We start from the raw sequence: 17074 nt of genomic DNA, 5'->3' as shown, positions 1-17074 counted from the left end.
CACTACTTTTACTATTAAACTCCATCCGTGATAACTATCATTTAATTTCTATTTTTTTCGATTACTTTCTTTTTACCTTTGTAATAGTAAAATGAAGTGTGCCGGATGTTCGGTGCTGACTGATCGGAATAACGATGAAATTACTGTTTTTAAGAAGGGAAAAGATCCATATTTATATTCCATCGCTCATGACCATTTGTTTGGTTATGAGCTTTTTTTCGGCACATGCGCAGCAAAAACCCCGCATTTTCATCAGCACCGATATTGGCGGGACCGATCCGGATGATTTCCAATCGATGATCCATCTGCTGATGTACGCAGACCGTTTTCAAATTGAAGGATTGGTTTCCACTTCGTTCCAGACCGGTCGCAAAAAGGACATCCTGGACATGATTGATTTGTATGAAAAGGATCTTGACAAACTAAAAAAGCATCAAAAGGCCTTTCCCGAGCCGGCTACATTGCGCAATGTGTGCAAACAGGGAGCAACCGTTTGGGCGCCTTATAAGGGTTTCGCCGAAAAAACGGAGGGTTCGGAATGGCTCATTTCTTGTGCTAAAAAGTCTTCCGACCAGCCGCTTTGGGTGCTGGTATGGGGTGGTATCGAAGATGTTGCACAGGCATTGCATGATGCACCGGAGATCACGAAAAACATACGGGTGTACTGGATCGGCGGCCCAAATAAAAAATGGGGCGTGAATGCCTATGACTACATCGCCGCCAACCACCCCGACGTTTGGATGATCGAATGCAACGCCACCTATCGCGGCTGGTTTATGGATGCCGGATCGCCCGCAGACATAACGGCAGAAGCCTATTATCCGAATTACATCAAAGGCCGCGGAGCAATGGGAAAGGATTTTATTAAGTATTACAAAGGCAACATTAAAATGGGCGACACACCTTCGCTGGCCTATGTCATGCACGGCAATCCGGATCAGCCGACAGGCGAAAGCTGGGGCGGCTCTTTCGCGCCGATCACAAGGAGTTCGAGAACCATTTTCGATCGCAACACCACAACTGCCGACAGCGTAGCCACTTACGGCGTCATTGAATGGCGGTTTCAAGGACCAAACATTAATGTTCCCGCCGACTCGGCTGTGTTCACGCTCAGCATCAGCGGTCAGCAATGGCCTGGTTATTACATTGGTGACGGGAAATACGCCGTTCGCTACTCTCCCAAGCAAGTCGAGGTGGGCGAATATACCACCATCAGCAGCATTGCAGAGCTCAATGGTCATGCAGGAAAATACGTCAGCATCGCACCCTGGCCAGGAAAACCCGAACCGCACGACTACAAGCTGGGCAAAAACTGGTACGGCGATCTCCCGGATCCCAATCTTTTCATAGACCAGCAGCAAGGCGCAAAAACCATCTCAAAACACCGAAAAGCATTCCTGACAGACTGGGCAAAAAGATGGGCCTGGCTGGAATGATACCGCATGAGCGTTTCTGATTTATATTGTATATTTGTGTACCAATTTCGTACATTCATCTACTCAATCATGCTGGTAATTAGTTCAAGAGAATTCAGGGACAATCAAAAAAAATACATGGATCTTGCTGATAAAAACGAACAGATCATTATTCAGCGTGGTAAGGAGAAGGCTTATGCACTGACCCCGGTTGGCGAGAAGGACAAATATTTCATGGATCCGCAAACAATGGCTGATATTCAGGAAGGAATCGATCAGTACAGGAAAGGCAACACTACGAAAGTGGACAAAGCCGATTTTGACAAGTTGCTTGGTTTATGAGTTATTCCATCGAATTCACCCCAAAAGCGCTTGAAGGAATCGAAAAACTCAGGAAGTCTGGGAATAAGCCGCTGCTTAGAAAAGTCAGGAAACTGCTCGACGAACTGACTGAGCATCCATACATTGGAACAGGCCAGCCAGAACAATTAAAGCACAACCTGGCTGGATTTTGGTCGAGAAGAATAAATCAGGAGCACAGGATCATTTATGCTGTTGACGAGTCGAGGGTAACCGTTACAGTCGTTTCGGCCAAAGGACATTATACTCCTTCCTGATTCAACCGCTCATAACACTTTCAAAATACTTCTTTTCTAAAATGATAAATTGATCCTGGGTTCGGTTGGCTTTGGGGCTGGCTGCTTTTTGCCCTTATAATTTATCTTATAGAAATGTCTTCGAAAACCTCATCGGATAAGGACCGTATTGCCCAAATAAAAAAGGGATTTTTCAATTTTGGTCAGATCGAAAAGTATTTTGTTAATGACAAGCGGGATGGGGTTTTCCAGGTAATTTCCGACAGAACATTTCAGGATCTGGACCTTGAAGACGTTTTTAAGTTTATCGACAGGACTGTTTCCTGCGTCGGTCAGCAGTATTTGTATTACTTCATGCGCGTAATTCCCCTGGGTGACGCCCGCAAGGAGCGCTTGGAAAACGTTATCTCTATTTTTCAAGCCGATCCTGCATTAAGGGCGGCAACCACCACAGAGATTTCAAAACTTAATAAAACCGACGCTTATTATATCACGTCGCTTTTCCACGGCAAGTACACACCCAGGCCAGGCTGGTACTGGCTTATACAACTACTTTCTGCGGTCAGCGTGCTTGCTGTTATAATGGCTTTCTTCTTACCGCAGATCCTTATTTTCCTGATCGTCCTGCTGCCCGTGAATCTGGGTATCCACTATTGGAATAAGAACAATCTATACCAATACGGAAGCTCCATTCCACAGCTTTTGATATTGACCCAAACAGCCCGCAGCATCTTGAAAAACCCGGAATTCACAGCGCAAAACAATGCATTGCAAGCGCAGGTCAGTATGCTGGATCAATTGGGGTTGCCCATGTCCATTTTCAAGATCGAGGCCAAGCTGCAAGGTGAGATCGGCATGTTTATTGATTATGTTTTTGAATTGTTCAAAGCACTGTTTCTGATTGAGCCTGTGCTGCTCTTTACAATCTTGAAGATTCTGGATTCCAAAAGGCAGCACATCGAGGATGTTTTTCGGTTCGTTGCAGAAACTGACATTGCCCTGTCAACCCTCGCACTCAGAGAAAGTGTCCCCTACGCTTGTCAGCCCGACTTTCATTTGGAGATAAAGCACCTGCAAATCAGGGATGTATACCACCCGCTGATATTTGACGGCGTGGCCAATGACTTAACATTACAAGTTAAATCTGCATTGCTGACAGGTTCCAACATGTCGGGAAAGACCACTTTCATCCGGACCGTGGGCATTAATGCGCTGCTTGGACAAACCATTAATACATGCTTTGCCCATGCATTTGCTATGACTGCCATGAAAATACATTCGTCTATCCGCATCTCGGATGATTTGCTGGGGGACAAAAGTTATTATTTTGAAGAGGTGCTTACCATTAAAAATCTGCTGGAAGAAAGCAGGTCGGGCCATTCCAACCTGTTTCTGCTGGACGAACTTTTTAAGGGCACCAATTCGGTTGAGCGCATTGCTATCGGCAAATCGGTGCTCAGTTACCTCACACAAGGCAACAATCTGGCGCTCGCCTCAACGCACGACCGGGAGCTTTCCAACTTTCTGGCGGACACTTTTGACCTTTATCACTTTACGGAAGTCATTCACCAGGATGCCGTCATCTTCGACTACAAGCTGAAACCGGGCAAACTGGTAACAACCAATGCCATCCGGATTCTGGAACTGAACAATTATCCCAGCGAAGTTGTGCAAGAGGCGCTCACCTTAGCGGGAAATCGCTGAACGGTCCGGCTCAGACTTCCCTGCCCGCCGCCACCAAAGCAGGAAACCCGTCACGGCCAGCAACCCGGGCGTCAGCCCGATGATCACATAAAATATCCTGACGGGCAGCCCGCCAAAGTTGCCAACATGCAAAGGATGAAACGTTGCTTCAATGCGTTCGCCGACAGATTTATCTGCTAATGTATTGATCTTAAAAACCTTACCTGTGTATTGATCAATCCTCACTGAATTCAAAGCACCCCAGAGTTTCCATTGTCCCTGCTCATAGCCTCTGACTTCAAATTTTCGTTCAGGTTGCGTAGGCAGATACACATAGGTTGGGTCCAGTTCCGGCAGCGCCTTCCTGGCAGCACGGAGCATTTCATCGGCGGAAACCGTCATTGCATTGTTCCGTTTGCCTGGCAGGAGTTCTTTCTCCCAGGTTTTGGGTTCAAAAGCGAAGAGGTTCATCCAAAAGCCGGTGAAGAAAATAATAGCATTGAACAACATTGACCATACCCCCACAATCCGGTGCAAATCGGAGCTGATCGTGCGCCAGTTTTTCCGGTTGATGGAAATTTGAAAAGACAGAACGCGCCAGATATTTTTCCTATAAACAATAGCGCCGGTCAGCACGGACAACAACATTGTTATACCAAAAATAGCCGTGAGCGCCGCGCCTGGGATGCCCAGCTGGAAGCTGAAATGAAATTGGAACAACCATTCAATGAAACTCGGCACAAACTGGCTAGCAGGCCCTTCCCTGAGAATAGCGCCAGTGTAAGGATTGAACGAGATCAATGCCAGGTCATAAGTTAAAAGGCGCGCATCATTGAAATAAATCCTGAAATCATAAGCATCACCCGGCCCGGCGTCGGGATTAAGCCAGGCAATGCCGTCCAGGTTTGGATAACGGGCGGTAATCGTTTTATAGCATTGCATTAGCGCGTCTTCCGGCATGTGAGTCGCCGCCGGAGATACGCGGAGCAGGTTATGGTTGGCCAGATGGTCGAGCTCAGTTTTGAAAACAAGAACGGAACCACTTAACCCCAACAAAACCAGGAATATGCCGGTTACCAGCCCAAGCCAGCTATGTAGCTTGAACAGGCCCCGTGTGAATTTTGTCTTTTTCATAAACCCTTCGACTTACCAGAGCTGATAACTAATGCCGACCCGTACATTAAAGGGATCGCCCAGGCCTGCTAATGTTACGCCCGACCTGCTTCCTCTGAAGTAATGCTTGTTAGTCAGATTATAAGCATTAACCTGAACCTGATATCGGTTGCGTGAATACGAAATGGCGGCATCCAGCACCGTGTAGGACGGAAAAACGAAGTTCTGATTGCTTAGCAAGCCCACCTGATCACTCACATAACGCACGCCCGCAGCAATTCCCAGCCCTTTGAGCGCCTGAGATGGAAGCGCATATTTGCCCCAGAAGTTGATCTGATGCTTAGGCGCATTGGCAAAACGGTCCCCTTTTTTACCATAGCTCGTCGTGCTTATCAGCTCGTGCTCATTGAAAGCATATCCGGCGATCAGGCTCAACCGGTTCAGGTTTCCGACAACTGAAAATTCGCCTCCCCGGCTGCGCGTGCCGTCAATGGCAGCTTGCCGGTGCGAGTTTTCTTCCGTGGGCGCCGCCGTCAGGATATTGGCATAATTGATCTGGTAAAGGGATAATGTAGCCGACAACCGGTTGCCTATCAGGTCCGCTTTGGAACCTACTTCATATTGCGTCGCCTGCCGGGTCGGGAATGGTCCGCCTGAGAGCACATTGTTGGAGGTTTGCGGATTGAACGATTTGAGATAGGTTCCGTAAATAGATACGTTCTTTACCGGCAGATATACCAGGCCCACCCGCGGGATCCAGCCTGAGGTTTTCAGCTCGTCGCCCTGCTTGTTGTCACGATCCGACAATGGCGTTTCCTTGCCATTGTAATTGTCGTAACGAAGCGAGAGCAACACTTTCAATTTGTCGCCTACACTGATCTGATCCTGAATGTAAGCTCCTATCAGGTTGGTAATGCGCTTGTTATCATCCGATTCGTCGGCCAGAACGGAGGCATCGGGAATACTGCCCGCATAATCCGGGTGCAGGATAGAAATGCGGGTCGAAGGCTTGTACTGATAGTCGTTTTGCGTCCAGCCGTAGCGATTGTAATCCGAGCCTGCGATAATCTGGTGCCCCAGCGCTCCTGTGTTGGTGGTATAGGTTGCAAAAGCAGTGGTTTGCAGGCTGAACCTGTCCGTTTCCCAATCCTGAAATCCCCGGCTGATGGAATCATTACGGATCCTTCCTACCGGAATATGGTCTGTATAATCCAGTACATTCCGTACTGCGCGTTCCACAACGGTGAGTTTCAGATTCTGGCTGATCTGATGGTTAAAACTCAGCGTAGCCGATGCATTGTGCGTTTTCCCATAATCGGTCGGGCTCTGGATTGTCAGGTTGTTGGGATAATGGTTGAAATCAAATGTTCCATCCGGGCGGGAGTAAACATAACTTCCATTGTCATACTGCTGAACGGCTTTGGAGTAAGTATAATTGAGTTCAAGATTAAGCGAGGTCCGCTCACTGGCAAGGTAGGTCAGCGAAGGGGCGATGAGCAGATTTTGCTTCTTTTGATAATCCCTGAAACTTTCGGAGCGATCATAACCGATTATGGCGCGGTACAGCAGTTTTTTATTACCCGAAACCGGCCCCGTAAAGTCAGCGGAAGCTCTTCCGAATCCCCAACTGCCCAGCGAAAGATCCACACTTGCGCGCTTTTCCGACAATGGTTTTTTTGTAATAAAATTAACAACACCACCCGGAGAACCCTCACTGAACAAAGCCCCGGAAGGCCCGCGCAGCAACTCTACGGATTCAATGTTGTAAAGCAGCGGCTGCTGGCTCCACAAATACAGGTTGCCCCGGATGCCGTTAAAAAGCAAAAAACTGGCATCATTCGGAGAGTAAGCTGTGAAGCCGCGTATTTGAAATGAACCATTGCCATTATTGGCTTTCATGCCCGTGAATGTGCCCGCGATCTCGTTGAGGGTAAATGCCTGCCGGTCGCGCAGAACGGCGGAAGAAACGACCTGCACCGATTGAGGCGTTTCCAGCAAAGGCACGTCCAGGCGTGTCGAACTATTGGACGATGAAACCTGGTAACTGTTTTTGGCGGCACTAACAATGACCTCTTTTAGCTCCTGGTTGCTTTCGGACAGTTGAAGATTAAGAAACGCGTTTCTCCCTTTCGAAATGCGCATACTTTGGGTGTATGCAATATAACCAACATTGGAAACAGTCAGAATGTAAGAGCCTGGTGTAATGCCGGTGAGGCTGAATTGGCCTTTTTCATCTGTAATCGTGCCTAATGTTGTGTTTTGAAATGCGATGGACGCGCCTGAGACAGGCTTGTCTTCGGCGTTGACGATACGCCCGTGAAGTGTTCCTTGCTCGCTTTGAGCGTAGGAACAGGTAACATTGCTGAATATGGCCAGCAATAGAAACAGATATTGAAATTTCATTCGGATATACAAGGATAAACTCATCCACTTTTAAAAAGCAGAATGGATGCTGTTAGGTTAGCTGTTGAATTTGAATAAAGGAGCAGGGCAACGCAGTCGCGCGCCGGGGATAAACAATGTTACCCTTTCATTTTAGCCCAAAAATTGACAAAAACGACAACTAAGCGCAGGGTGGTGGAGAAACGATGGTAAGCGGAGCCAGATAAGCTGCCAGCTGATACTGGAAAGCGGCTTGGGAATGAATCAGAAATGGAGATGCCAGAAATTCGAACGCGACCAGCGGAGATGAAAATAGATGCAGCGTAGGCAGATTACGCACCTGCTCGCTGGTTTGCTGGTCTTTTTTCTCCTCCTGGGCTTTTAGTTTTTTGGCCAGATAGCATTGTCCGTCGCAATGCAGCTGTGGCCTATCGCGGTTTTCGCAAAGGACGCGCGCTATGTAATCCTTGTTGATATGGTAATAAGCGATCGTTCCCCACTGACTGAAAGTCGGTAGGATCGTTACAAAGAGCCATATGTAAAGCAGCGCAACTCGCATCGTATGATGGGGCAAATATAACCACGGAGTTACTTTTCCAAAGACATTACCATGAAATTTGATGATTACCGGCTTCGATTTATTCGTCTCTTCGTGCGTCATCGGAGCCTACACGATTGATTTTAAGCATATTATTCAAGGAAGAATGCCAGTTGATCAGCACGTCAATCACAAAATAATCCCGCAGGTTACTTTTCAGGCTCGTACGCATGATCCTTTTCACCACGCTCTTATGCACCTCCCCTGCCTCACGCACACGCGGCAGGAATTGCAGTGCCACCACGGTCAGCGCGGCGCCGATCAGGAAAAGGAAATTCCATTCATGCAGCAACAGCAACCGAAACGATTTTTGCAACGTTGGCCCGCTCCACTCGGCGATGACGCGCAGTTGTCTTAATGTATAATAATCAGCCAGATAACCGCCTATCAACGGTGCCAGGGATGAGAAAACGGACGTTACGATATTTTTGACGGATAAATAAACAATCGCTTCACGGGACGGGGCGAGCTTCAAGCCTATGTTCGTCAACGCAAGGTTGGTGCCAGCATTGCTCGATCCGCTGACGATATGGATCACGGCCAGCAGGGCAAGGTTGGATATCAAATTGGTATAAATCCCTACAAAACACCACGCAATCACGCATGCCACATACAGCGGCGCGCATATGGAGATGATCGTTTTGTTACTGTACCGGTCTGCGAATTTGCCCCAGTATCCAATCGTCAAAATACTCGACAACTGGCTTAAAATGGTGAGTGGAATAATGTACGCCAGGGTAAGCCCGAGCGTTTTCAACATATAAACTGTAAAAAACGGCGTCGCAATGTTAACGGCAAAAAGCCAGAGTGAGTTGAAGACAAGTAATCGCTGAAAGTTATTGTCCCGCAGCGGCTTAATGAACATTTTCAGGATATTCTCGTTGGGTAAATACGACCTTGGCTCGGGCACCCTGGCCAGCAATGCCACTGCCGCCAGACCGGCAATCCCCGCCATCATAAACATGGTTGCATACACATACAGCTCGTACTGCGGCGCATGCCGACGCAGGTAATCGATTGAAATGGCCAGAATGATGCTGAGTACAACATTGAGCGTCTGCGCATAGCGGCTTCGCTTCGAGAAAAAAGTGCCCAGCATATCACCCGGCACCAGGTCTTTCATCCATGCATTCCAGCTTGGACCGGCAATGGAGCCAAACAGATAATAGAAGAACAAGAAAAAGAGCAACAGGCTGACCGGTGCATCTGCTCCCAGAAAAAATGGCATCGCACCCAATAAAACCATCGGAATACGGGCCAGAATGCAGCAAATAACCGAAACGGCCCTCCGGTTGTTATATCTGCGGATCAGAAACACGGACACCAGCTGGAAAATATTGGTGAATGTAGGCAAGGACGCAAGTAACCCGATCTGAAAATTGCTGGCGCCAAGCAAAATGGCGAAGGCTACCATAAATGTCCCCCCGGCAAGGGTTACCATGGCTTCGGTGGTCATCCCTTCTTTGAGAACGGTGTTCAATCCGTTCTTCACTTCTTCCTCGGTCAGTGTTTCTTTTGGTGTAAAGATCACAATGCTTCAAGTTTGATAACGCTGGTGCAGTCCTTAAATCCATACCAGCCGCAAAAGCAATGTCTCCTGCACCGGCACGGTTTTCTATGACGGTACAACGCAGCCTCCGCTGTACTAGTATCAAAAATGCACTTTATCAAAAATCTTCATCAACAAACTTTACCATAACAGACATGAAAATAGGGATCATTGCACACCTCAAATATCCGATCACTAAACCCTTCATGGGAGGGCTGGAAGCGTTTACCTATGATATTTGCCAGAGATTGCTCGCGCGCGGTCACGACGTATTATTGTACGCATGCGCCGGCTCGGATCCTATTCTGAATGTCAGGCCGATCCTTTGCGAGGAGGATTACCGTCCCATTACATCCTCGCAGTTTACCTCCCGCCAGCTCAGCACTGAATATATTTCTACACATCACGCCTATGTTGAAATGATGCAGGAGATAGACAAAGATGAGCTGGACGTAATTTTTAATAACAGCTTGAACTATGTTCCCATTATGATGTCGGTGCTGGTTAAAGCGCCGATGGTAACTGTGCTGCATACGCCTCCGATCTTTGAGCTGAAAAACGCGATCCGCCGCGAACAGAATTACGGCCGGGTCAAATATGTGTCTGTCTCTGAGACCAATGCTGAGAATTGGAAAGCGTACGCACCTGAATGTGACGTTATTCACAATGGCATAGATTTGACAACCTGGGCATTTTATCCTGAAAATGACCGCGGGTATATCATGTGGTTTGGGCGGATACATCCGGATAAGGGCTTGCACCTGGCCATAGATGCGGCCAAGCTTGCCGGCAGGAAAATGAAAGTTGCCGGGGCCATCAGCGATCAGCATTATTACGAAACTGAGATCATGCCGCGTCTGGACGATTCGATAGAATTACTCGGGTCTTGCAATCATCAACAGCTCAATGAGCTGATAGGAAACGCAACCGTATCATTGATCACGCCGTGCTGGGATGAACCGTTCGGACTGGTGGTTGCTGAGTCGCTTGCTTGCGGAACACCGGTTGCAGGCATTGCAAAAGGGGCCTTACCAAAATTACTTGACGAGCAAACGGGCAGATTATGCAGCGGGGATAATGTTCAGGAACTGGCGGATTGCATCCTGGCAACAGAGCAGCTGGACCGCCCGGCTTGCAGGCAGCGCGCCGAAGATCTGTTTGATGTAGAAAGAATGGTGGATGCCTACGAAACATTGTTCGAATCGATAGCGCTTGAAACTGCAGTCACGAAGATGAAGACCAATGTCCGCTAATTTCGCCTTCTATATTCACCACCACGGCTCGGGACATTTGATGCGCGCGTTGTCGATTGCATCACAACTTAGAGATGCACAGGTGACATTTCTTGGAAGTGATCTCACGCGTTTTGCAGCCATTATTCCGGCTACAATTCAATGTATACACCTGCCGCATGATGTTCCAGGTCCGGAAGACCCTTTTGCTTCGCGCATGCATTTGGGTTTTCTGCATTATGCACCTGTTAATGTTGAAAAAGTTGCCAAACGCGCCGCCGTAATCTCGGCGGCACTGCATGCATTGTTTCCGGTAATACTGATTGTCGATGTGTCTGTGGAGGTTACATTACTGGCAACTCTATGCGGGACACCAACGGTAGTGATCCGTCAAAACGGGGACCGCGATGATCTGGCGCATTTACATGCATATGAAAGTGCCCAGCTGCTGATCGCACCATCACCGGAAGAGTTGATGAATCCGTCACCGCAGGATTGGGTAAATCAAAAAACCTTTTTTTCGGGGGGATTTTCAAAATATTCAGGAAAAGAAAAATATGTGCAGAAAACTGAAAATCCGGCAATTGGCGTCCTTGTAGGTTCCGGAGGGACTTCTATTAATGGAAAGGTGATCAATGCTTTGGCAGCGCAATGTTCGGAAAGATCTATCCTGGTGATTGGCAATATTGCTGATCATGAACACATTGCTGCACACAATGTAATTTTTCACGGGCAAATGAATGATCCCGCATCTGTACTGGCCCAATGCCGCGTTGTAATAGGCAATGCCGGGCATAACACGGTGATGGAAATGGCCGACCTGGGGAAAAAGTTCGTCTGCATACCTGAGGACCGTCCATTTCAGGAACAATTGCGCAAAGCCGGATTACTGGAACAACATGGAATGGCTGTGCTTGTCCAGCCAGAAGAGCTGGATCAAACCGACTGGAAAATAATCATTCAGAAGGCGGAGAACCTGCCTGATGACTGCTGGAAAGGCGTGATCAAGGACTCAGCGCTGGCTGATGTTGCGCTGCGGCTGCATGAACTTTGGGACGCTAATTTTCCTGATAGATTGGCTTGATTCAACGCCGGATTATCCTGCCTTCAACGCTTGATTAACCTCGGTTTCTGTCGGTCTGCGCAAAATCGTGATCTCATCATTTTCCCATTTGATCAACCCTGCATTTTCAAATTTTCGCAGCCAGCCTTCCATGGGCCAGATCTGCCATTTGTTAAAAAATGTCCTGGCATTGATAAGAATGTCTTCAAAATGATTGAGCGGCGGGTTGTAGCTGGGATGATATTGATGAAATGCCACGGCATCCGCAACACTCAGCTCAACGCCCTGCTTACGGGCTGCAAAACCGAAATCGGTATCTTCTGCACCGTAACCAGTAAATCGGGTATCAAAACCACCAATGCGTTCATAGGTCTCCTGACTGCAAGCGAAGTTAAGCGACCAGAAAAGCGCATGATTCACCTCCCGCAAATCAGCCCTAACAGGATCCGGCGTGCTTAATTCCCACATTTTTGAAAGAAAACCATTTTCCGCTGTGGCTCCCTGACGAAGATACCGGACCGGCCCTATCCACAAATGTGCACCGGCTTGGCACGCATTGAAATATTTTTCTACCAAATCCGGTGAAGGAATGCAGTCCACATCCAGAAAAATCATGAAAGGATGCGCCGCTTGTTTCGCCGCAAAGTTCCGCGCCGCAGCAAGGGGCAGCCTTTCGGCATCATCAAACCGAACGGAGCGGATCGGGAAATTTTCAGAAACCAGCTCACTTGCCGGCTCATTCATATTGACTATGATCAGCTCGGCCGGATAAGATTCAGCATTGTCAAGGCCCAGAACGAGGTTGCGAAGCGCCTCCTGCCTGGATTTCACTATGGTAAGGACGGAAATGGGTATAATGCTCATCGACTAAATTTGCTTAAACTTATGGCTCGTGCTATTCGCGGCCGGTTGTATCGTTGAAGTAACACAGGATATAGATTCAGCAGGATATTGAGAATTAATAACCACAACGATTTGACAATGCCATACTGAAATGCCACAAAAATATTGAAACTAAAAACGACGAATAAAATAACTATATGACCCAGTTCAGACTGTTTTGTCTTATAGTATAAATGCGTTAAAGCGCTGATATTCTTGGCTATTGGATTGGCTTTCTTATTCAATTTCTCCCAGCCTGTGAGTACCAGTAATTTTCTATAAATGTGGATCCCGAAAGACTCGTAGATTTCCCCTTTCCGTTCCCAGGGTTTTGTATCAAAATAGGGAGAAGTCAATGGGCTTTTAAGCGTTTCCGTAAATGTTAGCACACTCGCCATCAGTAAGAAATTAAGGATCCACGCAAATGAAAAACTTTGCATTCCAATGTAATGGATCAGTGCGTAAATGGAACCGATGGTCATTCCCGTAGTAAGGATCAGGATCAGCGCTTTTTTCATCAATTGTTTTGATTAACTCATCATTCGCTTGAAGATGCAAAAGTATCATCAAATTTGGACGCAGAGTAATACATTTACCGGATGAAAATATTTCAGCAAAGTCTAACATTCCGTGAAAAGCGCCGGGGCTTTCACCTCATCACCGGCGACATTATCAATGCGATGCCGCAAATTTCGCAGCTCACCACAGGCATGTGCCAGGTTTTCATCCAGCACACCTCCGCCTCGCTCACGATCAACGAAAACGCCGACCCCACCGTGCGAAAGGATTTCGAAATGTATTTCAATAAAACCGTCAAAGAAAACGACCCCGACTACGAACACGACTACGAAGGTTCCGACGACATGCCAGCCCACCTGAAAGCCTCCATACTAGGCAGCTCCGTCATGATCCCCATCAAAAACGGTCGCCTAGCCCTCGGAACCTGGCAAGGCATCTATCTCTGCGAACACAGAGACCACGGCGGCCCACGCGGGGTCGTGGTGACGGTTTGGGGGGAGTAGAGGCGACCATTGCCCTAGTATGAAATGCTTTCGATAAATGCCGCCTACCGTTCGTTGGATCTTGCGTTTCTCATAGTCCGATTTTTCTAATCTTTGGAATAAATGAAGTCGGAATGGAAAATCAGATAGAGATATACGTAGGTGCGGACCGCAACAGCCAGATAGAAGTGACACTCCAGGCGGAAAATATCTGGTTAAGTCAGAAGCAGATTGCTGCATTGTTTGGCACCGAGGTTCCAGCCATCAATAAGCATATCCGGAATATTTTGCATGAAGGAGAGCTAACAAGGGAGGCAACTATTTCCAAAATGGAAATAGTTCAAAAGGAAGGCAAACGCCATGTAGTCAGACAAGTAGACGTTTTCAACCTGGACATGATCTTGTCTGTCGGTTACAGGGTAAATTCCGGCAAGGCTACGCAATTCAGGATTTGGGCTACCCAGCGTCTAAAAAATTACCTAATTGAGGGATTCGCGATTAACGAGAAACGGCTTGCACAGAAAAACCAGCAGGTGCAAACATTAAAGGACGGCATCCGGATCCTAAGCAGGGCTATTGAAAGTAAAATCGGAGATGCACAAAATAGCTGGCTGGAACAATTTGCAACCGGTTTAGAATTGCTGGATGATTACGACCACGATCAGTTGGACCAAAGAGGCATTAATGTCCGCCGCGCAACATATCCTGAACTATCAGACTATCAAAAGATTATAAATATCATGAAAGGCGATTTCCAATCCGCCATCTTCGGAAAGGAAAAAGATGAAACTTTCCAAAGTTCTATTGCACAGATCGGCAAGGGCTTCGGTGACTTTGATTTTTATCCCTCTATTGAGGAAAAAGCCGCGGTCCTCCTTTATTTAATCATCAAGAATCATTCATTTATTGACGGCAACAAACGAATTGCCGCCGCTTGTTTCTTGCTTTTTTTAGAAGTGAACGAATTGCTGACAACAAGCGACGGGAAATTATTGATTAGTAATGAGGCACTTGCGAGCCTTACACTTTTTGCTGCCGCCAGTAAGCCGGAAGAGATGGAGACGGTTAAAAAGCTTATCATCAGCGTACTGAACAGAAATCAATAACAACTTTCAATCCTTCACAAACCGCATCCGCTGCTTATTTCCATTAAGTCAGCGCGTTGATGTTATTTCTTTTTTCTCTCCGTTGACCTTCACCATCACCTTCTGGGGCGATTGGGAAACAATCCGGTAATCCGTCACTTTACCATCCTTCCATTTGAAATCGACTGTAAAATTGCCTCTCGCTTTCAAACCCTTCACTTCACCCGAAGCTTTCCAGGCATCGGGAATGGCGGGCAAAATGTCGATATAACCGTCGTGGCTCTGAATCAGCATTTCAGCGATCCCGGCCGTGCCGCCGAAGTTGCCATCAATCTGGAACGGCGGCCCTGCAACGAGCAAATTAGGGTAGACGCCTCCGCCAGCACCGTAGTTCATATTGGTGTCCAATGTGGGCACGAGCAGTTCTTGTAATAATTTATTAGCCCGGTTACCATCGTGCAATCTGGCCCAGAAAAGCAGTTTATATGCTTTCGACCAGCCCGGACTATCGTCTCCGCGCGCTTCCAGCGTTTTGGCAGCAGCAGCGGCAAGATCAGGCGTTTTCGATGGCGTGATGAGCGGGGCCGGGAAGAGTCCGTACAAATGCGCAATGTGCCGGTGCTTGGGCTCCACTTCTTTGTATTCTTCCAGCCATTCCATCAGCCTGCCATCGCTTCCTACCACACCGGGAGGAGGCAGGTTTTTCAGTTTATTTTCCAAAGACGTTTTCAATGCCGAATCCACGCCCAGTTCCTCGCAGGCTGTAATTACATTGGTGAAAAGCTCGCGAGTCATTTGGTTATCAATGGTCGGGCCCATGCAAATGGCAGCCGTTTTACCGTTGGGCAGATAAAATGAGTTTTCCGGGGAGATGGACGGCGCAGTCACCAGCCACCCCGTTTTCGGATCTTTTACCAATGCGCTGTTGTAAAACTCCGCGGCGCCTTTCAATATCGGATAGATTTCTTTGAGGTAATTTTTGTCTTTGGTAAAAGCATAATGTTCCCAAAGGTTGTTGCAGATCCAACCCGAACCCGCATTGCTCGCGCCCCACGAAGCCTCCTCACCCGGCTCTGTAAAACCCCACACATTGGTAATCACGTGCGCTACCCACCCGTCTGCATTGTAGTAAGCTTTCGCGGTTTTTTCACCCGGCTTCACCATCCCTTTCACCAGATCGGCCAGCGGCAGGTTCAGCTCCGAAAGATTTACAACCTCCACGGGCCACTGGTTCATCTGAATGTTCACATCCAGGTGATAGTCACCATTCCAGGGTGTCTGGATTTGATTGGCCCAAAGTCCCTGCAAATTTGGCGGCAATAGTCCTACCCGTGTGCTGCTGATACTCAGGTTACGTCCATATTGAAAAAACAGAACGGGCAGTTCATTATCCAAAGCAGGGTTTTTCTGGAAGGCAGAAAGCCGCTGATCCGTTGGTAAATCGTCGCCCTTTAATCCGCCCAGATGCAAAGTTGCTCTGTTATAAAGTTTCTGATAATTTGCAATGTGAGCCCACTTCTGAACAGTGTAAGATTTTTTCACTGCGACATCAATAAGCCTCTGCGTCTCAGATTCGAAGTTTTTGGTTTTGAAATCGGTCCCGGCAGAGAAGTAGATAATAATCTCATCGGCATCCGTAATGACGATTTCCTTACCCGAAACGGTCAGTTTCCCACCCTTTACCTGCGGCTTGATCTTAGTCAGGTATTTCATCCCATTCCCGTCCGTTCCATTGTTCAACTGCCCGGACATTTCCAGCACATTGTTTTTAACCACAGTCTGAAACCGCTCGGGACGATCCAGGCCCAGGCGCAAATTCAGCTGGCCCGGTTTGTCGGCAGAAATCCTGATAAGGCCCACATCGTCACCAAAACTTGTAAAGTATTCCCGGCGGTAAGTCACACCCTTCACCTGGTAAACCAGGCTCGCAACCGCGTCATTCAGCGCCAATTCCCTTCTGTAATTCTGATACCGCATGTTCGAGGAATCGGCGCCCTTATAGGCAAACTGCATCCGCAGGTTACCTAAGACTTGGTAGCAGCCAAATGGCACATTGGCCCCATCGCCATGCCCGGAACCCGCACCTTTCGCCACAAAATTCCGGTTTACCAATTGCTGCGCCTCATCATTTTTACCTTCCAGAAGCAGCCTGCGGATCTCGGGAAGACTTTTGTGCGCCTCGTAATTGTTGGCATCCTGCGGCCCTCCCGACCAGAGCGTAATGTCATTCAGCACAACATTCTCCCGCAACACCCCCCCATCACTCATCATCCCCAACCGCCCGTTCCCCACAGGAATAGTCTCCTCCCACTGAGCCGCCGGCTTATTAAACCAAAGACGAAGCGGTTTAACCTGAGCGATGGAAGATGTTGTTATTGAGATGGTTAGTATGGAAGTTAGTATGTACCTAAGAGTCATTTCTATGTTATTAATGTTAAGTTATAATGTTTATTCCCTGTCACCCTGAGCGGAGCC

General features: G+C 47.8%; 15 protein-coding genes. 8 read left to right on the top strand and 7 right to left on the bottom strand.

The features are described 5' to 3' along the window. The first annotated feature begins 134 nt into the window (after nt 1-134). From L0660_RS13395 to L0660_RS13380, 4 genes are all read left to right on the top strand, one after another. On the top strand, nt 135-1436 hold the full coding sequence (locus tag L0660_RS13395; RefSeq protein WP_235159922.1) for a nucleoside hydrolase-like domain-containing protein: 1302 nt from the start codon (nt 135-137) through the stop codon (nt 1434-1436). A 69-nt stretch (nt 1437-1505) separates the two neighbouring features. After that, the gene (locus L0660_RS13390) at nt 1506-1757 is read left to right on the top strand and encodes a type II toxin-antitoxin system Phd/YefM family antitoxin (RefSeq protein ID WP_035360818.1); all 252 of its coding nucleotides are present in this window, start codon (nt 1506-1508) and stop codon (nt 1755-1757) included. Next, nucleotides 1754-2032: a Txe/YoeB family addiction module toxin gene (locus L0660_RS13385; RefSeq protein WP_235159921.1), complete on the top strand. Its 279-nt coding sequence runs from the start codon at nt 1754-1756 to the stop codon at nt 2030-2032. Before L0660_RS13390 ends, L0660_RS13385 begins: the two co-directional genes overlap by 4 nt. Nucleotides 2033-2146: 114 nt before the next feature. Further along, complete coding sequence (locus L0660_RS13380; RefSeq protein WP_235159920.1) at nt 2147-3715, top strand: MutS-related protein; 1569 nt, start codon at nt 2147-2149, stop codon at nt 3713-3715. Here the strand turns inward: L0660_RS13380 and L0660_RS13375 are convergent. The 4 genes from L0660_RS13375 to L0660_RS13360 form a co-directional block, all read right to left on the bottom strand. Further along, on the bottom strand, nt 3698-4828 hold the full coding sequence (locus L0660_RS13375) for a PepSY domain-containing protein (RefSeq protein WP_235159919.1): 1131 nt from the start codon (nt 4826-4828) through the stop codon (nt 3698-3700). The genes L0660_RS13380 and L0660_RS13375 overlap by 18 nt on opposite strands. 12 nt (nt 4829-4840) lie before the next feature. Continuing rightward, complete coding sequence (locus L0660_RS13370; protein ID WP_235159918.1) at nt 4841-7210, bottom strand: TonB-dependent receptor; 2370 nt, start codon at nt 7208-7210, stop codon at nt 4841-4843. A 160-nt stretch (nt 7211-7370) separates the two neighbouring features. Beyond that, the gene (locus tag L0660_RS13365) at nt 7371-7850 is read right to left on the bottom strand and encodes a hypothetical protein (protein WP_310589633.1); all 480 of its coding nucleotides are present in this window, start codon (nt 7848-7850) and stop codon (nt 7371-7373) included. Then, nucleotides 7828-9318, bottom strand: a complete 1491-nt coding sequence (locus L0660_RS13360; protein WP_233796497.1) for an MFS transporter — start codon at nt 9316-9318, stop codon at nt 7828-7830. Before L0660_RS13360 ends, L0660_RS13365 begins: the two co-directional genes overlap by 23 nt. A 173-nt stretch (nt 9319-9491) precedes the next feature. On the opposite strand from L0660_RS13360, the gene L0660_RS13355 reads away from it, so the two are divergent. Further along, nucleotides 9492-10589, top strand: a complete 1098-nt coding sequence (locus L0660_RS13355; RefSeq protein ID WP_235159917.1) for a glycosyltransferase family 4 protein — start codon at nt 9492-9494, stop codon at nt 10587-10589. Then, complete coding sequence (locus tag L0660_RS13350; protein WP_235159916.1) at nt 10579-11652, top strand: glycosyltransferase; 1074 nt, start codon at nt 10579-10581, stop codon at nt 11650-11652. Before L0660_RS13355 ends, L0660_RS13350 begins: the two co-directional genes overlap by 11 nt. Nucleotides 11653-11664: 12 nt before the next feature. Here L0660_RS13350 and L0660_RS13345 read toward each other — a convergent pair whose 3' ends face one another. Then, a complete protein-coding gene (locus tag L0660_RS13345; RefSeq protein ID WP_235159915.1) occupies nt 11665-12495 on the bottom strand; it encodes a glycosyltransferase family 2 protein in 831 nt (276 codons plus the stop codon). Further along, nucleotides 12492-13031 (bottom strand): hypothetical protein, encoded by a 540-nt coding sequence (locus L0660_RS13340; RefSeq protein ID WP_235159914.1) that lies wholly within the window; start codon nt 13029-13031, stop codon nt 12492-12494. Before L0660_RS13340 ends, L0660_RS13345 begins: the two co-directional genes overlap by 4 nt. Before the next feature lie 81 nt (nt 13032-13112). Here L0660_RS13340 and L0660_RS13335 point away from each other — a divergent pair, with 81 nt between their 5' ends. Continuing rightward, complete coding sequence (locus L0660_RS13335) at nt 13113-13535, top strand: secondary thiamine-phosphate synthase enzyme YjbQ (protein WP_233796502.1); 423 nt, start codon at nt 13113-13115, stop codon at nt 13533-13535. 113 nt (nt 13536-13648) lie between these two features. Then, nucleotides 13649-14620, top strand: coding sequence for a RhuM family protein (gene rhuM, locus L0660_RS13330; RefSeq protein WP_235159913.1), 972 nt, complete (start codon nt 13649-13651; stop codon nt 14618-14620). A gap of 48 nt (nt 14621-14668) precedes the next feature. Here rhuM and L0660_RS13325 read toward each other — a convergent pair whose 3' ends face one another. Next, the gene (locus L0660_RS13325; protein ID WP_235159912.1) at nt 14669-17017 is read right to left on the bottom strand and encodes a glycosyl hydrolase family 95 catalytic domain-containing protein; all 2349 of its coding nucleotides are present in this window, start codon (nt 17015-17017) and stop codon (nt 14669-14671) included. Nucleotides 17018-17074 lie beyond the last annotated feature (57 nt).

Origin of the sequence: Dyadobacter sp. CY351, from assembly GCF_021502625.1 — a bacterium.
GTDB lineage: Bacteria > Bacteroidota > Bacteroidia > Cytophagales > Spirosomataceae > Dyadobacter > Dyadobacter chenhuakuii.
This window is presented reverse-complemented; position numbering and strand designations above follow the sequence as displayed.

Bases quoted from the DNA above. Each gene is read 5' to 3' on its own strand.
- L0660_RS13375 (WP_235159919.1), bottom strand. From the start codon at position 4,828: ATGAAAAAGACAAAATTCACACGGGGCCTGTTCAAGCTACATAGCTGG.
- L0660_RS13340 (WP_235159914.1), bottom strand. From the start codon at position 13,031: ATGAAAAAAGCGCTGATCCTGATCCTTACTACGGGAATGACCATCGGT.
- L0660_RS13370 (WP_235159918.1), bottom strand. From the start codon at position 7,210: ATGAAATTTCAATATCTGTTTCTATTGCTGGCCATATTCAGCAATGTT.
- L0660_RS13350 (WP_235159916.1), top strand. From the start codon at position 10,579: ATGTCCGCTAATTTCGCCTTCTATATTCACCACCACGGCTCGGGACAT.
- L0660_RS13390 (WP_035360818.1), top strand. From the start codon at position 1,506: ATGCTGGTAATTAGTTCAAGAGAATTCAGGGACAATCAAAAAAAATAC.
- L0660_RS13325 (WP_235159912.1), bottom strand. From the start codon at position 17,017: ATGACTCTTAGGTACATACTAACTTCCATACTAACCATCTCAATAACA.
- L0660_RS13365 (WP_310589633.1), bottom strand. From the start codon at position 7,850: ATGACGCACGAAGAGACGAATAAATCGAAGCCGGTAATCATCAAATTT.
- L0660_RS13395 (WP_235159922.1), top strand. From the start codon at position 135: ATGAAATTACTGTTTTTAAGAAGGGAAAAGATCCATATTTATATTCCA.
- L0660_RS13335 (WP_233796502.1), top strand. From the start codon at position 13,113: ATGAAAATATTTCAGCAAAGTCTAACATTCCGTGAAAAGCGCCGGGGC.
- L0660_RS13380 (WP_235159920.1), top strand. From the start codon at position 2,147: ATGTCTTCGAAAACCTCATCGGATAAGGACCGTATTGCCCAAATAAAA.
- L0660_RS13385 (WP_235159921.1), top strand. From the start codon at position 1,754: ATGAGTTATTCCATCGAATTCACCCCAAAAGCGCTTGAAGGAATCGAA.
- rhuM (WP_235159913.1), top strand. From the start codon at position 13,649: ATGGAAAATCAGATAGAGATATACGTAGGTGCGGACCGCAACAGCCAG.
- L0660_RS13345 (WP_235159915.1), bottom strand. From the start codon at position 12,495: ATGAGCATTATACCCATTTCCGTCCTTACCATAGTGAAATCCAGGCAG.
- L0660_RS13355 (WP_235159917.1), top strand. From the start codon at position 9,492: ATGAAAATAGGGATCATTGCACACCTCAAATATCCGATCACTAAACCC.